Genomic DNA, 14,145 nt, shown 5'->3' on the forward strand with positions numbered 1-14,145 from the left:
CGATGATCCGGTTGAGTGTCAGGAACTGGCCGAGCAGGTTGCCTGCGTTGCCGTTGTCCGCCTTGGGCAGGGCACGGGCGGAGGAGTTGTTCTTGGGCGCAGTCGAGTCGTATGAGGGCAGCGCGCAGCCCTCATAGGTGACAGCGAAGGGGTACTCGTCGCACTCCTTGCCGCCTTGCGCGTAGTCGGCACCGAACTCCTGGCGCAGCGTGCTCGGCGGGCTCCAGGTCGGTGGTGCGGAGGTAGTCGGCGACCTTGCCCGGCATGTTGAGGGTGACCGGCAGCTCCGGGGCGGCGTCTCCTCCTCCCTGGCGGCGTGGTCGGGCAGGAGGTCGGCGACGGCCGTACGGATAGCGCCGCGGCTGACCCGGTGTTCGCGGGCGAGGGCGGCGATCGAGCGGCCTTCCAGGTACGCGGTGCGTATTCGTCGGTCTTCGCGGCCGCCACCGCGGGGCGGCGCCCGCCCTTGCTGCCCTTCGCTTCGGCGGCACGCAGCCCGTCGTACGTCAGTTCGCGCTGCAGGTCGCGCTGAAGCTCGCCGGCGGCGGCGAGGGTTTGCACCATGAACTTCACGGTGGACAGCAGCTCGCCGGTGCGCGGGTGGCGGGCGGTGAGGTCCATCGCGGAGAACGCGCCGTCTACACGGCGGGCCGCTGGACGGTGAGCAGGTCCCTGTCGACCCGAGCGACCCGGAGCCGGGGGTGGCGATGGTGGCGGACGGATGCTCGATCCCGGGCGGCCGGTCCTGGTACGCGCCGGACGAGGTGGGCCGCTGGACGTGGCGGGGGACACCCCATGAACCGCCGCCCGCTGGGCGTCGGCAGGGGCTGGGAGGTCCCCGAGCCCCCGCCGCGCGACCCGCGCACCCTGACGGCCGCCGAGCGCGGCCGTCGGCCACTGGGTGGAAGTCCCAGAGCGGGCCGACGACCGGAGGGTGAGCGGCCGCCAGCCGCTGGGCCCGCGGGGAAAGTAATCACGAGGATTTCTTTCGGCCCGGCGCGGTGTCGGCTGGCGTGTCGCACCTGTGCGAGACGCCTTCCGATTGAGCCCCGGGCACGCGATCGACTGCCGGCGCTCCCGGGGCCGGTCCACGCGTCAGCGGGTGGTGGTTCGCAGCGCGGATGGTGCGCGTCCGGGTGGTGGCCGGTGTGTTGGCCAGGGTGGAGCAGGTGGGCCGGTCAGGCGCTTGGCGCACGGCATGGGGACGCATGTCTTCCGCGTACGGGTCCTTTGCGGGGTCAGGCGGAATCGGTCCGCCGCCGCTGGGCTCGGGACGAGGAGTACGCCATGTACCTGCGCACACCCATACTGTCCGCCGCGTCACACGGTTCCCTCGGCCGCCGCCGGGGTGGGCGCGCCGTTGCGGTGGTGCTGCTCGGCGCGGCGCTGGCCGGGGCGGCGGGCGCCACGGCATCGGCCGCCCCGGCCGCCGCCCCGGGTCTCGCCCCGGCGTCGCCGGTGGTCGCCGAGGTGGATCCGCCGCTGTCGTGTCCGTCGGCGGCCTGCCGCCGGGTCTCCACGGAGCTGGGCTCGCCGCGAGCAGCGGCGCTGAACAGCACGGGAGAGTGGCTGTACGTCATCGACGAGGCGAAGGACGCCCTGTTCCGCGTGAACACGCGGACGGGGGTGCGGGAGAAGGACCCGATCACGACCGGGGTCGGCAGCGCCATCAGACTGGCCGACGACCGTACCGCGTACAACGTTGCCTACGGCCCCGACAAGCTGTGGCGGATCGATCTGGAGACCGGGCGCAAGACCGAGGTCGCCACCCTCCTCAACCCGATCGACCTGGCCCTTGACGGAAAGGGCAAGGCGTATGTGGTCACCCAGCAGGGCTCCCGGGCGCTGCTGGAGGTCGACCTCGCCACCGGGAAGGCGTCCGAGATTTTCGTCGCCGACCGTGAACTGGTCTCGGTCGTCTTGGACGGCAAGGGCAATGCCTACGTCACGGAGGCGGACGGCGGGGGCCTGTACCGGGTGTCGCTGGAGACCGGCCGCAAGATGAAGATCGCCGACGGTGTTGGAAGTAACTTCCTGCTCCGCATGGATCGGGCCGGCCGCATCTACGGTGTCTACAACCTCCAGGGCGGCAGCCTCTGGCGCATCGACCCCTCGAAGCCCGCCCCGGTCACACCGGAGACGCTGGTGACCGGCCTGGGCAAGCCCCACTCGCTCGACTTCGACCCCTCGGGTGCGGCGCTGATCGCCGACCGTGCGACGGGCACGCTGTGGCGCGTCACCCATGTCCTGCCGCCCGCCCACACCGCGACGGTCACCTCCGCCGGGGCGGGTGCGAAGGTGGTCGCGGGTGGCTTCGCGACCCCGGCGGTGAAGATCCGGAACACCGGGAAGACGACGATCGGCACCGAGCGGGTCACGGTCACGGCCGGGCCGGGCACGAAGATCTCGTCGTCGCGGATCGGCTGGTGGGCGAACGGTGCCACGCACACCGCCGACTGCACCCGCTCCGCCGACAAGACGACGCTGACCTGCGACAAAGTCGACCTGAACCTGGCCCCCGGTGAGCAGGCGCAGGTGTGGGCGTCGGTGAAGCTCGACGCCGGGCTGTCGGTGGGCACCGACCTGAAGGCGACGTTCGCCTTCGGTTCGCCGGTCTTCGCCAGCGGCGACAGCACCTACAAGGTCACCACCAACTGATCCGAGGCGGCCGGCACCGGGGCCGCGCGTCCGGTACACGTCTTCTCCTCCGTGTGCCGGACGTGCATCGGTTTCAGCGCGGGTGCTGCTCCGTCTCGGAGGCTCCGGCGCCGGCTGGCGGCTGATGAAGTGGCGGAGGGCGGTCCCTGATCGCCTGGGTGCAGTTCGGTATCGGCTGAGGGTGGGGGTGGTTCTTCAGCGTGCCGGCGCCCGCGGCCCACCCCGTGGGTGCCGCAGGTTCGGTTAGGCACGCAAGGCAGCGATCCGGGCTTTGCCCAGAACGAGCGCTTGAAGGATGGGTTCCACCGTGGCGGTGGCGTCGCTGCGATGGTCGGTGGCCACACCGGCCAAGCAGCGCACGAGCTCCTCCTCGGTGACATCCGTGGTATCGGTGATCGGGATGAGTAGGCGGCTCAGGGTCTGCTGCGCACGCTCGAGGGCGTCGAGGGCGTCATCGACCAGCATGGTGCGGACGGCCTTGGGGTGAAGGACAGCCCGAGCCTCCCGAACCCCCCGAACCTTCGGCGGACCTTGCTGAAGGACGCCGTCCTCTGCGTACCTGTAGCACCCGCCCATCTGTCCGGAGGGGGTGTCCTGCGCCTCGTCCGGGTGACTTCTACTACTTCCCATCGTCTCTCTGCTCTCCTCCAGTTCGTGGCGCGGCAACACATCAGGCCCGGCTCGGTGGGAGGTCACCGGACCGGCTCAGGGCAATCGGGCCCGATACCGGCTGGCTGCCGTCAGCGGCCGACCGGAACCTGTCCACCCCCTCGAACCTCGAACCGCAGTTCAGCGGTTTGGCGTAAAGACTCGACGAGGGCGGGCACCGAGTTGCCACGACCAAGTGACGGCATCAGAACTCTCCCGAAGTGCGACAGGTGCGCGTCCTACTCGCCCTTCACCCGCCGCTCCACCTCGGGAAGCTGCTCCAGGGCGACGGCGACTAGGACGGCCATGACGGTGTGCTTGGGCTGCCGGGTGGAGAAGTGCATCTCCGGGCGACCTGGGCGATGCCGAGCGAGTCGCGCACCCGGTCCAGCCGTGTGCGGGGGTGTGCCGTCACCGGGTCTTCGCCCCGATGGTGGCGACCAGCGCGGCGGCCGTCTCCCAGCCGTGGTGCCAGGCGCTGTCCAGGCAGTACGCGCCGTTGATGCCGTGATCGGCCAGTCGCCAGAAGTTGCCCTTGCCGGTCTTCGTGGCGAGCGTCTCCAACAGCCCGCCCGGCACGCGGCGGTCCGCGGCGTAGTGCGTGACGAACGACAGGGCGAGCGCGGCCGCGGCGGCGCCGGGGCGCAGCCGGATGCCCAGGACGCGGGCACCGGCCCCGACCGTGAGGGCCTGGGTGGCGGTGTAGGTCAGGCAGTGCCAGGCGCACGCCTTGATGCCGCCGCGGTGCCGTGGACGGTCGGCTCGCTGTCCGGGTCGTCGGTGGTGAGGTACACCGGCTTGTCGTCGGTGGCGCCCTTGACCCGGGCGCAGTAGTCGGACTGCACGAAATGATCACCGACGTTCGACCCGGCGCGACCGAGACCGAGGACGGCGGCGAAGAGGGCGGAGCGATGCGTCATGCTGGATTTCTCCTGATCTCGAAGGGTGAAGGAGCGGGCGGCTGGCCCTTTGCCGATGCGCGGCCACCCGAGGTCCGATCCCGGCCTAACCGGCCGGGGTCGGGTCGTTCAGAACGAGGGCTCGTCCGGCCAGGCCGGGACGGGCAGGAGCCGGAGGCGCCAGGCCGGCCGGTTCGCCCAGCAGCCGCACGCCTCCATCTCCGGGTTCGCGCCGCCGGCCCACCAGCCGCCGTCGCCCCGGCAGTCGGGGCAGGAGCGGCGGGGCTGGGGCATCAGCTTGATGCGGTGCCGGTCGGCGTACAGCCGCCGGTGCCCGGCCCTGAGCGCGACGGCGACGGCCCCGGCCGCGGCGGCCGGGAGGGCGGCGAGCAGCAGGGCGGCCCGCAGGCGGCGGCCGGTCACGTCAGCGGGATCGCGCGGCAGGCGGTGGCGTGGTCGTTGGCGTCCGGCCGGATGCGGAACAGGTAGCTGACTTCCGGGGCGCGGGAGGAGTCGCCGCAGCCGTGGCAGCTCCAGCGGTTGTCGTGGGCGTTCTCGCCGGAGCCGGTGACGTCGGCGTACGAGCCGCCGGTGGTGGCGAACCGGATGAGCAGGCCCTTGCGCCGGTCGGGCTCGGTGAAGGCGGAGGTACGCAGGGCGGTACGCATCGTGTGTCCTCTCGGGTCATGCGGCAAGCTGGTGATCCGGCGCCGGGGGAGCGATGTAGGAGCTGGGGTCGGCGGGCGTGCCGTCGAAGCACTCCAAACACGAGCCCAAGGTCTTCAAGGGGATGCAGTGGAAGTAGCGCCGGCCGCAGATGCCGCAGGTCTGGCGCTTGGCCATCGCCTTGTCGAGCGCGGCTTCCTTCGCGAGGGTCATCGCGAACTTCGGCTTCGCCAGGTCGACGCGGTACAGCCACGCGAAGCGTTTGCCGCCACGGCATTCGATCCGGGCGACGGGCTCTTGGCCTCCGCGGCGCAGGCCCATCTCGCGCAGCTGGCGGCGGGTCGCGAGGTTCTCGTGCCCGGCCTGCTTCCACCGGTAGACCGGTAAGGAGCCGTCGCCGGGGTCGTAGGGGTCGACGTCGACCAGCTCCTGGTCCTGGTCGTCCATCACCTGCTCCAGGTGCCGGGGAGCCGGGCGGGGCGCTGCGGGTAGCGGGGTCCGGGGCGCTGCGGGCGGGGCCGGCCGATCCGGCGGCGCGGGCGGGGGATGAGCACGAGGTTCTCCTCCAGTCGTCGGGCGGGCAGCGCTGCGCCCCGCTGACGGAGTGCGGGTGTCGGCGGGGCGCGGCGGGTGGTGCGGCTGGGTTATGCGGCGAGGCCGGGGGCCGTGCGGGGGGAGTGCTCACCGGGCGCGGGCGTGCTGTGGCCCGGCCGGGGCGGGTCCGGCTGCTGCTCGGGGGCGCCTGCCACGTGGGTGCCGATCAGGTAGCCGATCAGCAGCCCGCCGATGCCGAAGACCTTGTGGCGGTTGGCTTTCCACCAGGTCGGGGCCGGGGGCTCGGTGAGCACTCCTATGACGGTCGGCGCTTTCGCCAAGACGATGTCTCCTTCTCTCGCGGACGGGGTGGTGCGTGCGGCCGGGCGGCCTGTCCGGTCCTCGCCCGCCCCCGTACGGGACGGGGTGGGCGAGGGCCAGGCAGGGCGTCAGGTCAGCGGGCGCGGCGGGTGCGCAGTCGACGGGTGGCCCACTGCCGCAGCCGGTCCAGGCGGGTGGGGTGGGTGTGCCGCCAGGCGGTGGCGAACACGCCGTCCTCGGTCGGGAACGAGCGCTCGGCGCCGCAGCTGCACACCCAGAAGTACGGCTCGGGGCGGGTCTCGTCGCGTACGGCGGTGACCTTCGCCGGGGCGCCGTCGTGGCGGCCGTGGAAGGTGCCGAACCGATACTCGTTCTCCTTGAGCTGCATGGGATTCCCTTCGGTTCGGCGCGCGTCCTGATCGGGAGCGCGCCAGAGGTGGTGTCGGAGCAGGCGCAGCGGACCGGGGTCAGCGCTGGAGCGGGTGGACGTTGTCGGGCTCGTCGCCGAAGTCCTCCCCGCCCGGGGTGGGGGTGGGGAGGGTGGCGTGGATGTGGAGCGCGGGGCTGAACTGGGGCTGGAACTGCGGCGGGTAGTTATGGACGACCGGCCGCAGGGTCAGGCCGCGCAGGGCGAAGATGCTGGCGAGCGCCCACATGAGGGCGGCCAGCCCGGTGGCGGCGGCGCGGCCTCCGGCCGGGGTGGCGGACCAGATCATGGCGAGGGAGCCGATCCCGAACAGCAGCCAGCGATGCGGGCGCCGGCGTTGCCGAAGAACCCGCCGACCAGGCCGACCAGCCCGGTCAGCTGCCAGAACGCGTACAGGGCGGCCGGGGCGACGGGCAGGTGCGCGGCCTGGTCGGCGAGGAACACCCTGATCGGGTGGTCGACCGTGCCCCACAGGCTGCTGCTGTCGCCGGCGCCGGAGGCCGGGACATCGGACAGGCCCTTGAGCGTGGCGGAGACGATGTCGCCGGCGGCGTCCAGCATCAGCACGATGAGGCTGAGCCCGCCGAACAGGAGGGCGGCCTTGATCCAGGTGGCGATCTCGTACCAGCTGACGTGCCGGGCCTGGCCGACCTCCTCCCACCGCTCGTAGAGGAAGCCGCCCTCCTCCCAGGACGCCTTCCACGCGGCGCGCAGCCACGCGAGCCGCCCCGTGCCGTGCTGGCCGTCCAGCTCGGGGGCCGGCGGCACGGGCGGCACGGGCGGCAGCTGGTTGAACAGGTCGAGGAAGGAAGGGTTGTCCTGGCCGTTGATCGGCTTGTCGTTGTGCGTCATGGCGTGGCTGCTCCCTGTGCCGGAAGGCGGGTGATGGTGGTGGGCGGGTCAGTGGATGTCGTTGCGGGTGCGGGCGAAGAACGCGCCGCGGGTGGTGCTGTTGTTGTGGATCTCGGTGTGGTGGGTGACCGGGCCCTCGTAGACGTTCTTGGTGACGGCCGTGCGGGCCTTGCTGATCGCGCCGCCGATGGCGGTGGCGGCCATGGCCAGGCCCGCGAACGGCAGGGTGACCATGAGGACCCCGGCGAGGCTGACGGAGGCCAGGCCCTGCAGGACGAGCCAGGCGCCGCAGCCGATGCCGGTGATCCCGGCGCCCACGCCGATGCTCGCGACGGCGATCCCGGCCGCCCAGGCCGGGACGATCCGGTGGTCGGGCTGCGGAACGGGCGGGGTGGTGCCGAAGGCCGGCGGTGCGGTGTCGTCGCGGTAGGAGGTGGGGTGCTGCCGGACGGGCTTGCCCGCCCACTCATCGAGCAGGCGGCGGGCTTCGGCCGCGGCCTCGCACTCGGGCAGGCCGGACTGGGTGGTGTGCAGGGGGTCCATCAGGGGTCTCCGATCACGCGGGAAGGGTGCGCCCTCCCGGCCGTGGTGGCGGGGAGGGCGCGTGGGGGAGTGGTCGCGCGCAGCGGGGAAGGGCGTCGCCGGAGTCGTGTCCGGCGGCGCCCTTCGGCGTTGTGCAGCAGGTGGTTTGTGGCTGGCGGGTGGGTAGTCACCGCCCGGCGCCCCGGGCATCCTCGATCCGGCAGCGCGGTGGAGGGATTCGGGTGGAGTTCGTCTTCGATTGCGGTTGGTGCGGCGGGGACAACTACTTCGTCGGCAGGCAGGTCGGCTTCTGGGTCGACAAGTGGGAGATCCCCTCGGAGTGGGACTGCCGTTTCTGCGACGGGCTCAACTACACGCCCGACCCGCCGTGGACCGAGGCGTAGGTCAGAAGCTGGCGAGCAGTCCGGCGAGCGCGGTCAGGCCGGTGTTGATGGCCGGGGCCAGGCCGGTCGCGGCGAGGGTGAAGCCGAACAGCGTGCAGGTCAGCGCGGGGCCGACGCGGACGTGTCCGCCCTTGACCAGGACGACGACGATGATGGCGAGCAGCGCGGCGGCGGAGATGGACAGGCCCACGACGGGGGACTCCTTCGTGAAGAACGGGGGCCGGCCGCTGTTCGGGCGGGCCGGCCCCTGGGCGATGAGTGGGTGGGTCAGGCGTTGGTGAGGCTCTTGATGGCCTCCAGCGCCTGGCGGGGCGAGGTGACCTTCGGCTCGGCGCGGCGGCCGCTCTTGGAGCCGCGCCCGCCTCCGCCCTTGCCGCCGCCTCCGCGCCGGCGGGGCTTGCCGTCGCCGTCGTCGTCCTCGTCGGGCTCGGGCCAGAACTCGCCGGGCCGCGGCTCGGGCTCGCTCCAGTCGAACCACAGGCCGAGCTTGGTCAGCTCCTCGATCTCGTAGTCGGTGAGCCGGTGGATCTCGCTGGGGAACAGGCTGGAGAGGTCGTGGTCGAAGTCGACGTACAGGGCCTTCATCAGGACGGCCCGCCCGTTGTCGAGGACCACGACCGCGACGCCGCCGGTGGAGACGCCGTTCTCGGGCTCGGCCTCGCCGGCCATGGCCCGCTCGATCGCGCTGCCTTCCTTGGGGGCGTAGCGGGCGGGGATGGTCGGGACGTCGTAGGCGTTCTCCATGGTGCCCTCCGCCGCCTTGCGGGTGGCGCCGGGCGAGCCCATGTTGAAGATGACCGGCCGACTGTTCTGCCGCAGGTTGTCCTTCATCTCCGTGGAGAAGCCGTTGTGCGCGAACGGCGACTGTCCGGCCGGGTTGAATCCGATGCCGTACTTGAGGCCCATGACGGTCAGGGCGTCGCCGTCGGCCTGGATGAACTCGCCGTACTCGGGGTCCTGGCTCGCGGTCATGAACTCATCCGCGTAGACGTTGAGCTGCTTGTAGGGGCAGCGCGGGTCGCCGGGCTTGTAGTCGTGCGGCTTGCCGTCGTGCGCCCACGGCATCTCCGCCCGGATCTCGCACAGGGCCTTGGCCGCGCGCAGCTGGCGGGCCATGTAGAGCGGGGTGATGCCCTGGCGGTCGATGTACTCACCCAGGGCGGTGGTCTTCTCGTCCTTGAAGCAGGACGACAGCCACACGATCTGTCCGGCGTTGGACTCGGCCACCATGGTGACGGCGAAGAACTGCGTCTTGCCGCCGCGGGTGACACCGAGGACCAGGCCGTGCTTGGCGGCGTTCTTGTCGTGCTGGAACACGAAGTTGTGCACCGGCTGGCCGGTGATGCTGAACCCGCACACGTACATGCCCTTGGCGTCCGGGGTGAGCAGCTCGCGGGTGGCGGGGAACTTCGGGGACAGCGGCGGGGTGTCGAACACGCTGATCAGGAACTCGGCTCCTTCGACCAGGACGAAGACGCGGCTGTCGTCATCGGGCAGACCCAGGCCGCGGCAGACCTTGGACAGGTCGATGCGCGGAGTCTCGGTGGAGTCGGCCATCCGCGCCCGGTAGAACGTCACCCCGCGCTCGTTGTCGCGGGTGGTGTGGACCAGCTCGGAGCCGGGGGCGCCGCCCTTGGCGCTGGCGACCCGGTCCGTCCACTTCTCCTGGTCGGTCGGCTTGGTGCGGCGGCGCTGGTTGGCGTCGGGGGTGATGTGGGCCTCCATCCAGCCGGGGCCGCCCTGGCGGCCGGGCTGGATGGCGACCTCGGAGAGCACGACGTCGCTGGAGGGCACCGCGAACGGGGCGGCGACCGCGGCCTCGGTGAGGCCGGTGATCGGCCGTCCGGTCTCCGAGGCGCGCAGCAGGATCGTCAGGTCGTGCCGCTGCCCGGGGTGCCGGGTGGCCTTGACGACGTGGGTGCGGCCGGGCATCCCGGCGTTCTCCCACAGCATCCGCACCTCGCGGGTGAGCAGGTCCGCGCCGTCGTCCACCACCGGCGGGGCCACCGGCTCAGGGATTTCAGCGGGCGCCAGCTGCGGGGCGGGGGCGGCGAGGGCGGGACGGTGGCGGCGGCGGGAGTGCCGGGAGTAAGGCAGCACCAGCAGGCCGAGTGCCGCCCATCCGGCGGCGAGCAGCCCGTCCATCCCGTACGGGCCCCAGCCGACGGTGTTCTTGGCGGCGACGTCGACGGCGGCGGCCAGAACCAGCGGGGTCCAGCGCAGGATCTTGCGTCCGGCGCCGGACTCGTCGCTCTTGGCGGCGAGCACCCAGCCGCCGATCCCGGCCGCGCCGGCGAGCTGCACGACCTGATTGACGGGGCTGTCTGGGTAGAGGTTCGGGGCCACGGCCAGCACGGGCGCGGCGAGGGTGTAGGCGAGGCGTTCGAGCGTGACACTGCGCGGCGTGGCCACCGGCTTCTCCTTCGGGGCGAATGGCCACGGGCGGCCCCGCGTTGTCGCGGGGCCGCCCGTGTCAGGGGCGGGGGAGTAGGGGGTCAGCGGTTGAAGAACCCGGGCCGGGGCGTCTTCTCGCGCCGGCCCGAGCGGATGTCGTCCAGCGCGCCGTAGAGCCGGGCGTGGGTGCGCCGGGTCTGGTGGGTGAGGTCGGCGGTCTCCTGCGCGGTGTCGGAGAGCTTCTTGACCTGCACCCCGGCGCCGCCGAGGGCGACGGCGACGTTGCTGGTCAGCTCCACGAACTTCGCGTCGAGTCCGGCGTTGTCGATGTCGCGGGCCACGTCCTCGGCCCGCTTGGTGTTCCTGCGGATGCTGCGCATGAGCTCCTCGAGGCCGAGCCCGGCGTCGTCGAGCGCGCGTCCGAGGGTGTCGAGCTTGGCCTGGACGGCCTTGTAGCGGTTGTCGCCGTCGGCGACGGCGGGCGCCGTGCCGTCGGTGCGGGGTGCGGGGCTGCTCATCAGCGGTTTCCTCTCTGCTTCTAGTCGTGGTGGGCGGCGGCCGAGGTGTACGTCAGGCCCGCGTCTTCCTTGGCGGCCATGTCCTCGCCGTACACGCGGGCGACCATCGCGGCCGCGAGCTTGGCGGCCTCCAGGGCCAGCCCGCACTCGGTCGCGCACCGTTCGGCCTGCTGCTTCATGCGGGCCGCGGAGTCGGCCAGGTCCGAGATCAGCTCGGTGACCTGGGTGCTGACGTTGTGGTCGCCGACCAGGTCGGTGGCCATGTCCCGCAGGGCGTCGGCGACCTTGTCCAGGGCCTCCGCGAGGGCTTCGGCCCGCTCCTGGTCGGAGGCGGCCTGGATGGCGATGTTCGCCATCTCTATCAGGTACTCGTCGAACGTGATGTCCGTGCGGTGCTGGGCGGCCAGGCCGCCGTTGCCGGACGGCCTGCTGACCTGCGAGCTGCTCACGCTGCTCCCTTCCATGCTGGTCGGCCGGCTGGTGCCGGGCCTGGCGGTGTGCGGCTCCGGCGCGGGCGGCAGGCCCCGCACGCCGGTCGTGACGGCCGCGGGTCCGTCGGGGACGATGTCGGCGTCGACGATGTCGTCCTCACCGCTCTTGGTGCCGGTGCGGGGCGGGCGGGTGGGCCGGTCGGGCCACTCCACTGTCGGCGTGGAATCCTCCGCGCCGAACGGACTGTCCGCCGGGCGGCCGGACCGTCCGGAGCGTCCCGTACGACCGCGTCCAGCCCGACCGGTGCGACCGGCGCGGCTCGTACGGCCGCGACGTCCGGCCCGGCCCGTGCTGGCGGTGCGCCGACGCCGGAACCGACGCTTCTTCGCGCCGCCAGACACCCCGTCACCGGCCTTGGAGTCCTTGCCCGGCTCGTCGCCCGCCTTGCCGTCCTTCGCGGCGCTGGAGGCCCCGTCAGGCCCGTCCTTGGCGGCCTTGGAGTCCTTGCCGTCGGCGCCCTTGGCCTTGGAGTCCTCCGAGCCCTTGCCCTTGGAGTCCTTCTCCTTGGTCAGGCTGACCTTCTCCGCCCCAGCGGCCTTGGCGTCCTTCGCCTCCTTGGCGGCCTTCGCGTCGGCGCGGCGCTTGTCGAAGCGGCGCTGGGCTTCCTCGCCGACGGCCTGGCCCAACGTGGTGCGGCCCGAGCCGGCCGACGCCGCAGCTTCCCGCTTCGCCTTCCGCGCCTCCGCCCGCGCCGCCTTCTTGGCGCGGCGCTCCTCCCACGCCTGCTGCCGCTGCGCGCGGGCCTGGTCGCGGTCCTTGGACCGGTCCGCGACATCGGCGGCGTGCCCGGCGCTGCGCCGTTCCTGCCGCCCGGCCTGCCGGGCCCCGGCGCGCTCCTGGCGGCCGCGGGCCCGCTCGGCACGGGCGCTGGATGCCGGACCGCGCTCGGCCCGACCGTTGCCGTCGCCCTTCGAGCCGCCGCTGCGGCCGGAGCCGCCAGAGCCCGTCTGAGAGCCTTTCGAGCCCCCGGACGACCCGTCGCGCCCGGAACCGGCTGCACGGCCGCCAGAGCCCCGTTCGGGGCCCTTCGCGCCGCCCTTGCCGCCTCCGCCGCCCCCCGTCGCGCCGGTCCCCGAACGGCCGCCAGGGCCGCCGGAGTTGGAGCCGCGCGACGGCCCGGACCGGTTCGGCCCGGCGCCGGAGTTGGTGCGGGAGGGCCCCGCGCCGCCACCGCCGCGCGAGGACCCGCCACCACCGCCGCCGGCCTTCGAGCGGCCCTTGTCCGTCCCCATCCCGGAGCCGGACGCCTTCGTGCGGTCGGCGTCGGCCTTTCCGCGCGCCGCCGCCTTGTCGCCCTTCGCTTTCATCATCGCGGCGTGGAGCTTTCCGTTCTGCTCCATCATCGCGACTTCCTGAGCGGTGCGGCCCTCGATCAGCGCCGCCTTCCGCGCTATTTCAGCCTCGCGGAAAGGCGCCTCGCTTTCGTGATTGGCCCGCGCCATTTCCAGCCGGAATTCCAACCAGTCACCGAGACGGTCGGCGAGAGAGCGGCGCTGTTCGTATTCGCCCTCCGCGTATGCGCCTTCGGATTCCCCGGTTACCGGCGGGACGATTCCCTCGGAACGCATTGCCAGTGCGGGGTCGGGGGCCGCCGGAACTGCGGGGAGTTCCATGGTGGTCTCCTCCGGGCTCTCCGGGGGAGCCTCCGGGACGTCTTCCGGCGGCGGAATGGTGTCGATGAAATCCGGGATCGGCGGCAGCTCGTAGGTGGAATCACCGCTCCACGGGCCGTGGACCAGGGTCCCGCCGCCGGTCTCGTCGGACTCGTCGGACACGGGGCACCTCCCCTCCTGGGAACTTGACAGACAGTGGGGTCTCGTGTGCACGCGCGTGCACGTGCACGTGTGCACGCTTTACGCGCGCGAGGCCCCGCCGGAGCCCGGCGGGGCCTTCGTGGGTGACGCTCAGTGACGCGGGCCGTGCTGCTTCAGGACGGTGTCCGCGTACTGCATGAGGTGGTCGAACAGCCGCGGGTCGCCCGCCTGCCGCTTCTCCAGCACCAGCTTGAAGAGGCGGCAGACCAGCGTGAATGCGGTGAGGACATCGCCGCGACCGGCTTTGACTTCCCTGGTGATTTCAGTCCGGGTGACTCGGAGCCAGAATTCCATCCGGCCGGTATCTCCGCGACTTTCGATCGCCTTGCGTTCTTCTTCCTGCAGCCAGCTGTTCCGCCCTTGAATGGAGCGTTCGATGCTGCTGAGGGGGCGCGTCACGCCGACTCCCTCTTACCGAGGTCGTAAATCGACGTGGGGCCACTGTAGCCGGAATTCTGCGGCTGCGCACCCTGCTGCGGTGGGTTGGGCGCGGCCTGGAGGACCGGCGGGTTCTTCTTCCGCTGCTTTTCCAGCTCCTTTTCCTTCCTGTCCTTGGCCGTATTCACCACGGCCTCGTCGTGGGCGCGGCGCTTGTAGGCACTCTTTTCCAGTCCGGCGGTCAGGTTGTTCAGGTTCTTGAGAACCTGCCCGAGGGCCTTTTCGACGGGCATGGCGCGCAGCCGGGCGTGGTACCAGCGGTCGCCCTCCACGTGGGTGTCGCGCAGGTGCACGCGGGTCTCGTGGGCGAGGGTCTCCAGGTTCTTGCCGATGTCCAGCAGGACCCGCTGGACATCGGCCAGATACCGGGCGGTCGCCTCCGGGCTCTGCGCGACGTCGCGCAGGGGGGAGTGGTTCGGGTCGTTGTTGCTGTTCACGGCGGGGTTTCCCTCCTGGGGTGCTGGTGGGTGTGTCGACTGCTTCCGGCAGTCGCAGCGAAGGCCAGCCCGATTCCTGGGGCTGGCCCTCACTGGTGTGTGCCGGACGGATAGACCTGCG

General features: G+C 72.1%; 19 protein-coding genes. 2 read left to right on the top strand and 17 right to left on the bottom strand.

Going from position 1 to position 14,145, the window contains the following annotated elements; genetic code table 11:
• Positions 1-1,287: 1,287 nt before the first annotated feature.
• Positions 1,288-2,658: a hypothetical protein gene (locus LPA54_RS16580; RefSeq protein ID WP_228978396.1), complete on the top strand. Its 1,371-nt coding sequence runs from the start codon at positions 1,288-1,290 to the stop codon at positions 2,656-2,658.
• Between the two features lie 243 nt (positions 2,659-2,901).
• Here the strand turns inward: LPA54_RS16580 and LPA54_RS16585 are convergent, their stop codons facing one another.
• The 11 genes from LPA54_RS16585 to LPA54_RS16635 form a co-directional block, all read right to left on the bottom strand.
• A complete protein-coding gene (locus tag LPA54_RS16585; protein ID WP_228978398.1) occupies positions 2,902-3,123 on the bottom strand; it encodes a hypothetical protein in 222 nt (73 codons plus the stop codon).
• Between the two features lie 594 nt (positions 3,124-3,717).
• Entirely contained in the window at positions 3,718-3,885 is a 168-nt protein-coding gene (locus tag LPA54_RS16590; protein ID WP_228978399.1) for a hypothetical protein, read from the bottom strand.
• 128 nt (positions 3,886-4,013) lie between these two features.
• Positions 4,014-4,226: a hypothetical protein gene (locus tag LPA54_RS16595; protein WP_228978401.1), complete on the bottom strand. Its 213-nt coding sequence runs from the start codon at positions 4,224-4,226 to the stop codon at positions 4,014-4,016.
• A gap of 108 nt (positions 4,227-4,334) precedes the next feature.
• The gene (locus LPA54_RS16600) at positions 4,335-4,628 is read right to left on the bottom strand and encodes a hypothetical protein (RefSeq protein WP_228978403.1); all 294 of its coding nucleotides are present in this window, start codon (positions 4,626-4,628) and stop codon (positions 4,335-4,337) included.
• Positions 4,625-4,873 carry a hypothetical protein gene (locus LPA54_RS16605; protein ID WP_228978406.1) on the bottom strand — a complete coding sequence of 83 codons (249 nt, stop codon included), beginning with the start codon at positions 4,871-4,873 and terminating at the stop codon, positions 4,625-4,627. The genes LPA54_RS16600 and LPA54_RS16605 overlap by 4 nt, the downstream gene beginning before the upstream one ends.
• A gap of 16 nt (positions 4,874-4,889) precedes the next feature.
• On the bottom strand, positions 4,890-5,318 hold the full coding sequence (locus tag LPA54_RS16610) for an RRQRL motif-containing zinc-binding protein (RefSeq protein WP_228978408.1): 429 nt from the start codon (positions 5,316-5,318) through the stop codon (positions 4,890-4,892).
• A 197-nt stretch (positions 5,319-5,515) separates the two neighbouring features.
• The gene (locus tag LPA54_RS16615) at positions 5,516-5,746 is read right to left on the bottom strand and encodes a hypothetical protein (RefSeq protein WP_228978410.1); all 231 of its coding nucleotides are present in this window, start codon (positions 5,744-5,746) and stop codon (positions 5,516-5,518) included.
• 113 nt (positions 5,747-5,859) lie between these two features.
• Positions 5,860-6,114: a hypothetical protein gene (locus LPA54_RS16620; protein ID WP_228978412.1), complete on the bottom strand. Its 255-nt coding sequence runs from the start codon at positions 6,112-6,114 to the stop codon at positions 5,860-5,862.
• Positions 6,115-6,193: 79 nt separating this feature from the next.
• Entirely contained in the window at positions 6,194-6,442 is a 249-nt protein-coding gene (locus LPA54_RS16625; protein ID WP_228978416.1) for a hypothetical protein, read from the bottom strand.
• Positions 6,439-7,005, bottom strand: a complete 567-nt coding sequence (locus LPA54_RS16630; protein WP_228978418.1) for a hypothetical protein — start codon at positions 7,003-7,005, stop codon at positions 6,439-6,441. The genes LPA54_RS16625 and LPA54_RS16630 overlap by 4 nt, the downstream gene beginning before the upstream one ends.
• 48 nt (positions 7,006-7,053) lie before the next feature.
• Positions 7,054-7,548: a hypothetical protein gene (locus LPA54_RS16635; protein ID WP_228978422.1), complete on the bottom strand. Its 495-nt coding sequence runs from the start codon at positions 7,546-7,548 to the stop codon at positions 7,054-7,056.
• 221 nt (positions 7,549-7,769) lie between these two features.
• Between LPA54_RS16635 and LPA54_RS16640 the strand changes: the two genes are divergently transcribed.
• Complete coding sequence (locus tag LPA54_RS16640) at positions 7,770-7,931, top strand: hypothetical protein (RefSeq protein WP_228978423.1); 162 nt, start codon at positions 7,770-7,772, stop codon at positions 7,929-7,931.
• A gap of 1 nt (position 7,932) precedes the next feature.
• Here LPA54_RS16640 and LPA54_RS16645 read toward each other — a convergent pair whose 3' ends face one another.
• The 6 genes from LPA54_RS16645 to LPA54_RS16670 form a co-directional block, all read right to left on the bottom strand.
• The gene (locus tag LPA54_RS16645) at positions 7,933-8,121 is read right to left on the bottom strand and encodes a hypothetical protein (RefSeq protein WP_228978425.1); all 189 of its coding nucleotides are present in this window, start codon (positions 8,119-8,121) and stop codon (positions 7,933-7,935) included.
• Positions 8,122-8,198: 77 nt separating this feature from the next.
• On the bottom strand, positions 8,199-10,343 hold the full coding sequence (locus tag LPA54_RS16650; RefSeq protein ID WP_228978427.1) for a chromosome segregation protein ParM: 2,145 nt from the start codon (positions 10,341-10,343) through the stop codon (positions 8,199-8,201).
• Positions 10,344-10,426: 83 nt separating this feature from the next.
• Entirely contained in the window at positions 10,427-10,843 is a 417-nt protein-coding gene (locus LPA54_RS16655) for a conjugal transfer protein TraB (protein WP_228978428.1), read from the bottom strand.
• Positions 10,844-10,863: 20 nt separating this feature from the next.
• Positions 10,864-13,110: an ATP/GTP-binding protein gene (locus LPA54_RS16660; protein ID WP_228978431.1), complete on the bottom strand. Its 2,247-nt coding sequence runs from the start codon at positions 13,108-13,110 to the stop codon at positions 10,864-10,866.
• 129 nt (positions 13,111-13,239) lie between these two features.
• Complete coding sequence (locus LPA54_RS16665) at positions 13,240-13,548, bottom strand: hypothetical protein (protein ID WP_228978433.1); 309 nt, start codon at positions 13,546-13,548, stop codon at positions 13,240-13,242.
• Positions 13,545-14,024, bottom strand: a complete 480-nt coding sequence (locus LPA54_RS16670; RefSeq protein WP_228978434.1) for a hypothetical protein — start codon at positions 14,022-14,024, stop codon at positions 13,545-13,547. Before LPA54_RS16670 ends, LPA54_RS16665 begins: the two co-directional genes overlap by 4 nt.
• Positions 14,025-14,145: the final 121 nt, after the last annotated feature.

Origin of the sequence: Streptomyces sp. DH12, from assembly GCF_020873895.1 — a bacterium.
GTDB lineage: Bacteria > Actinomycetota > Actinomycetes > Streptomycetales > Streptomycetaceae > Streptomyces.

What these genes read in the sequence shown, in the direction of transcription:
- LPA54_RS16625 (WP_228978416.1), bottom strand. Translation starts at nt 6,442, where the DNA reads ATGATCTGGTCCGCCACCCCGGCCGGAGGCCGCGCCGCCGCCACCGGG.
- LPA54_RS16605 (WP_228978406.1), bottom strand. Translation starts at nt 4,873, where the DNA reads ATGCGTACCGCCCTGCGTACCTCCGCCTTCACCGAGCCCGACCGGCGC.
- LPA54_RS16610 (WP_228978408.1), bottom strand. Translation starts at nt 5,318, where the DNA reads ATGGACGACCAGGACCAGGAGCTGGTCGACGTCGACCCCTACGACCCC.
- LPA54_RS16630 (WP_228978418.1), bottom strand. Translation starts at nt 7,005, where the DNA reads ATGACGCACAACGACAAGCCGATCAACGGCCAGGACAACCCTTCCTTC.
- LPA54_RS16585 (WP_228978398.1), bottom strand. Translation starts at nt 3,123, where the DNA reads ATGCTGGTCGATGACGCCCTCGACGCCCTCGAGCGTGCGCAGCAGACC.
- LPA54_RS16635 (WP_228978422.1), bottom strand. Translation starts at nt 7,548, where the DNA reads ATGGACCCCCTGCACACCACCCAGTCCGGCCTGCCCGAGTGCGAGGCC.
- LPA54_RS16580 (WP_228978396.1), top strand. Translation starts at nt 1,288, where the DNA reads ATGTACCTGCGCACACCCATACTGTCCGCCGCGTCACACGGTTCCCTC.
- LPA54_RS16595 (WP_228978401.1), bottom strand. Translation starts at nt 4,226, where the DNA reads ATGACGCATCGCTCCGCCCTCTTCGCCGCCGTCCTCGGTCTCGGTCGC.
- LPA54_RS16620 (WP_228978412.1), bottom strand. Translation starts at nt 6,114, where the DNA reads ATGCAGCTCAAGGAGAACGAGTATCGGTTCGGCACCTTCCACGGCCGC.
- LPA54_RS16655 (WP_228978428.1), bottom strand. Translation starts at nt 10,843, where the DNA reads ATGAGCAGCCCCGCACCCCGCACCGACGGCACGGCGCCCGCCGTCGCC.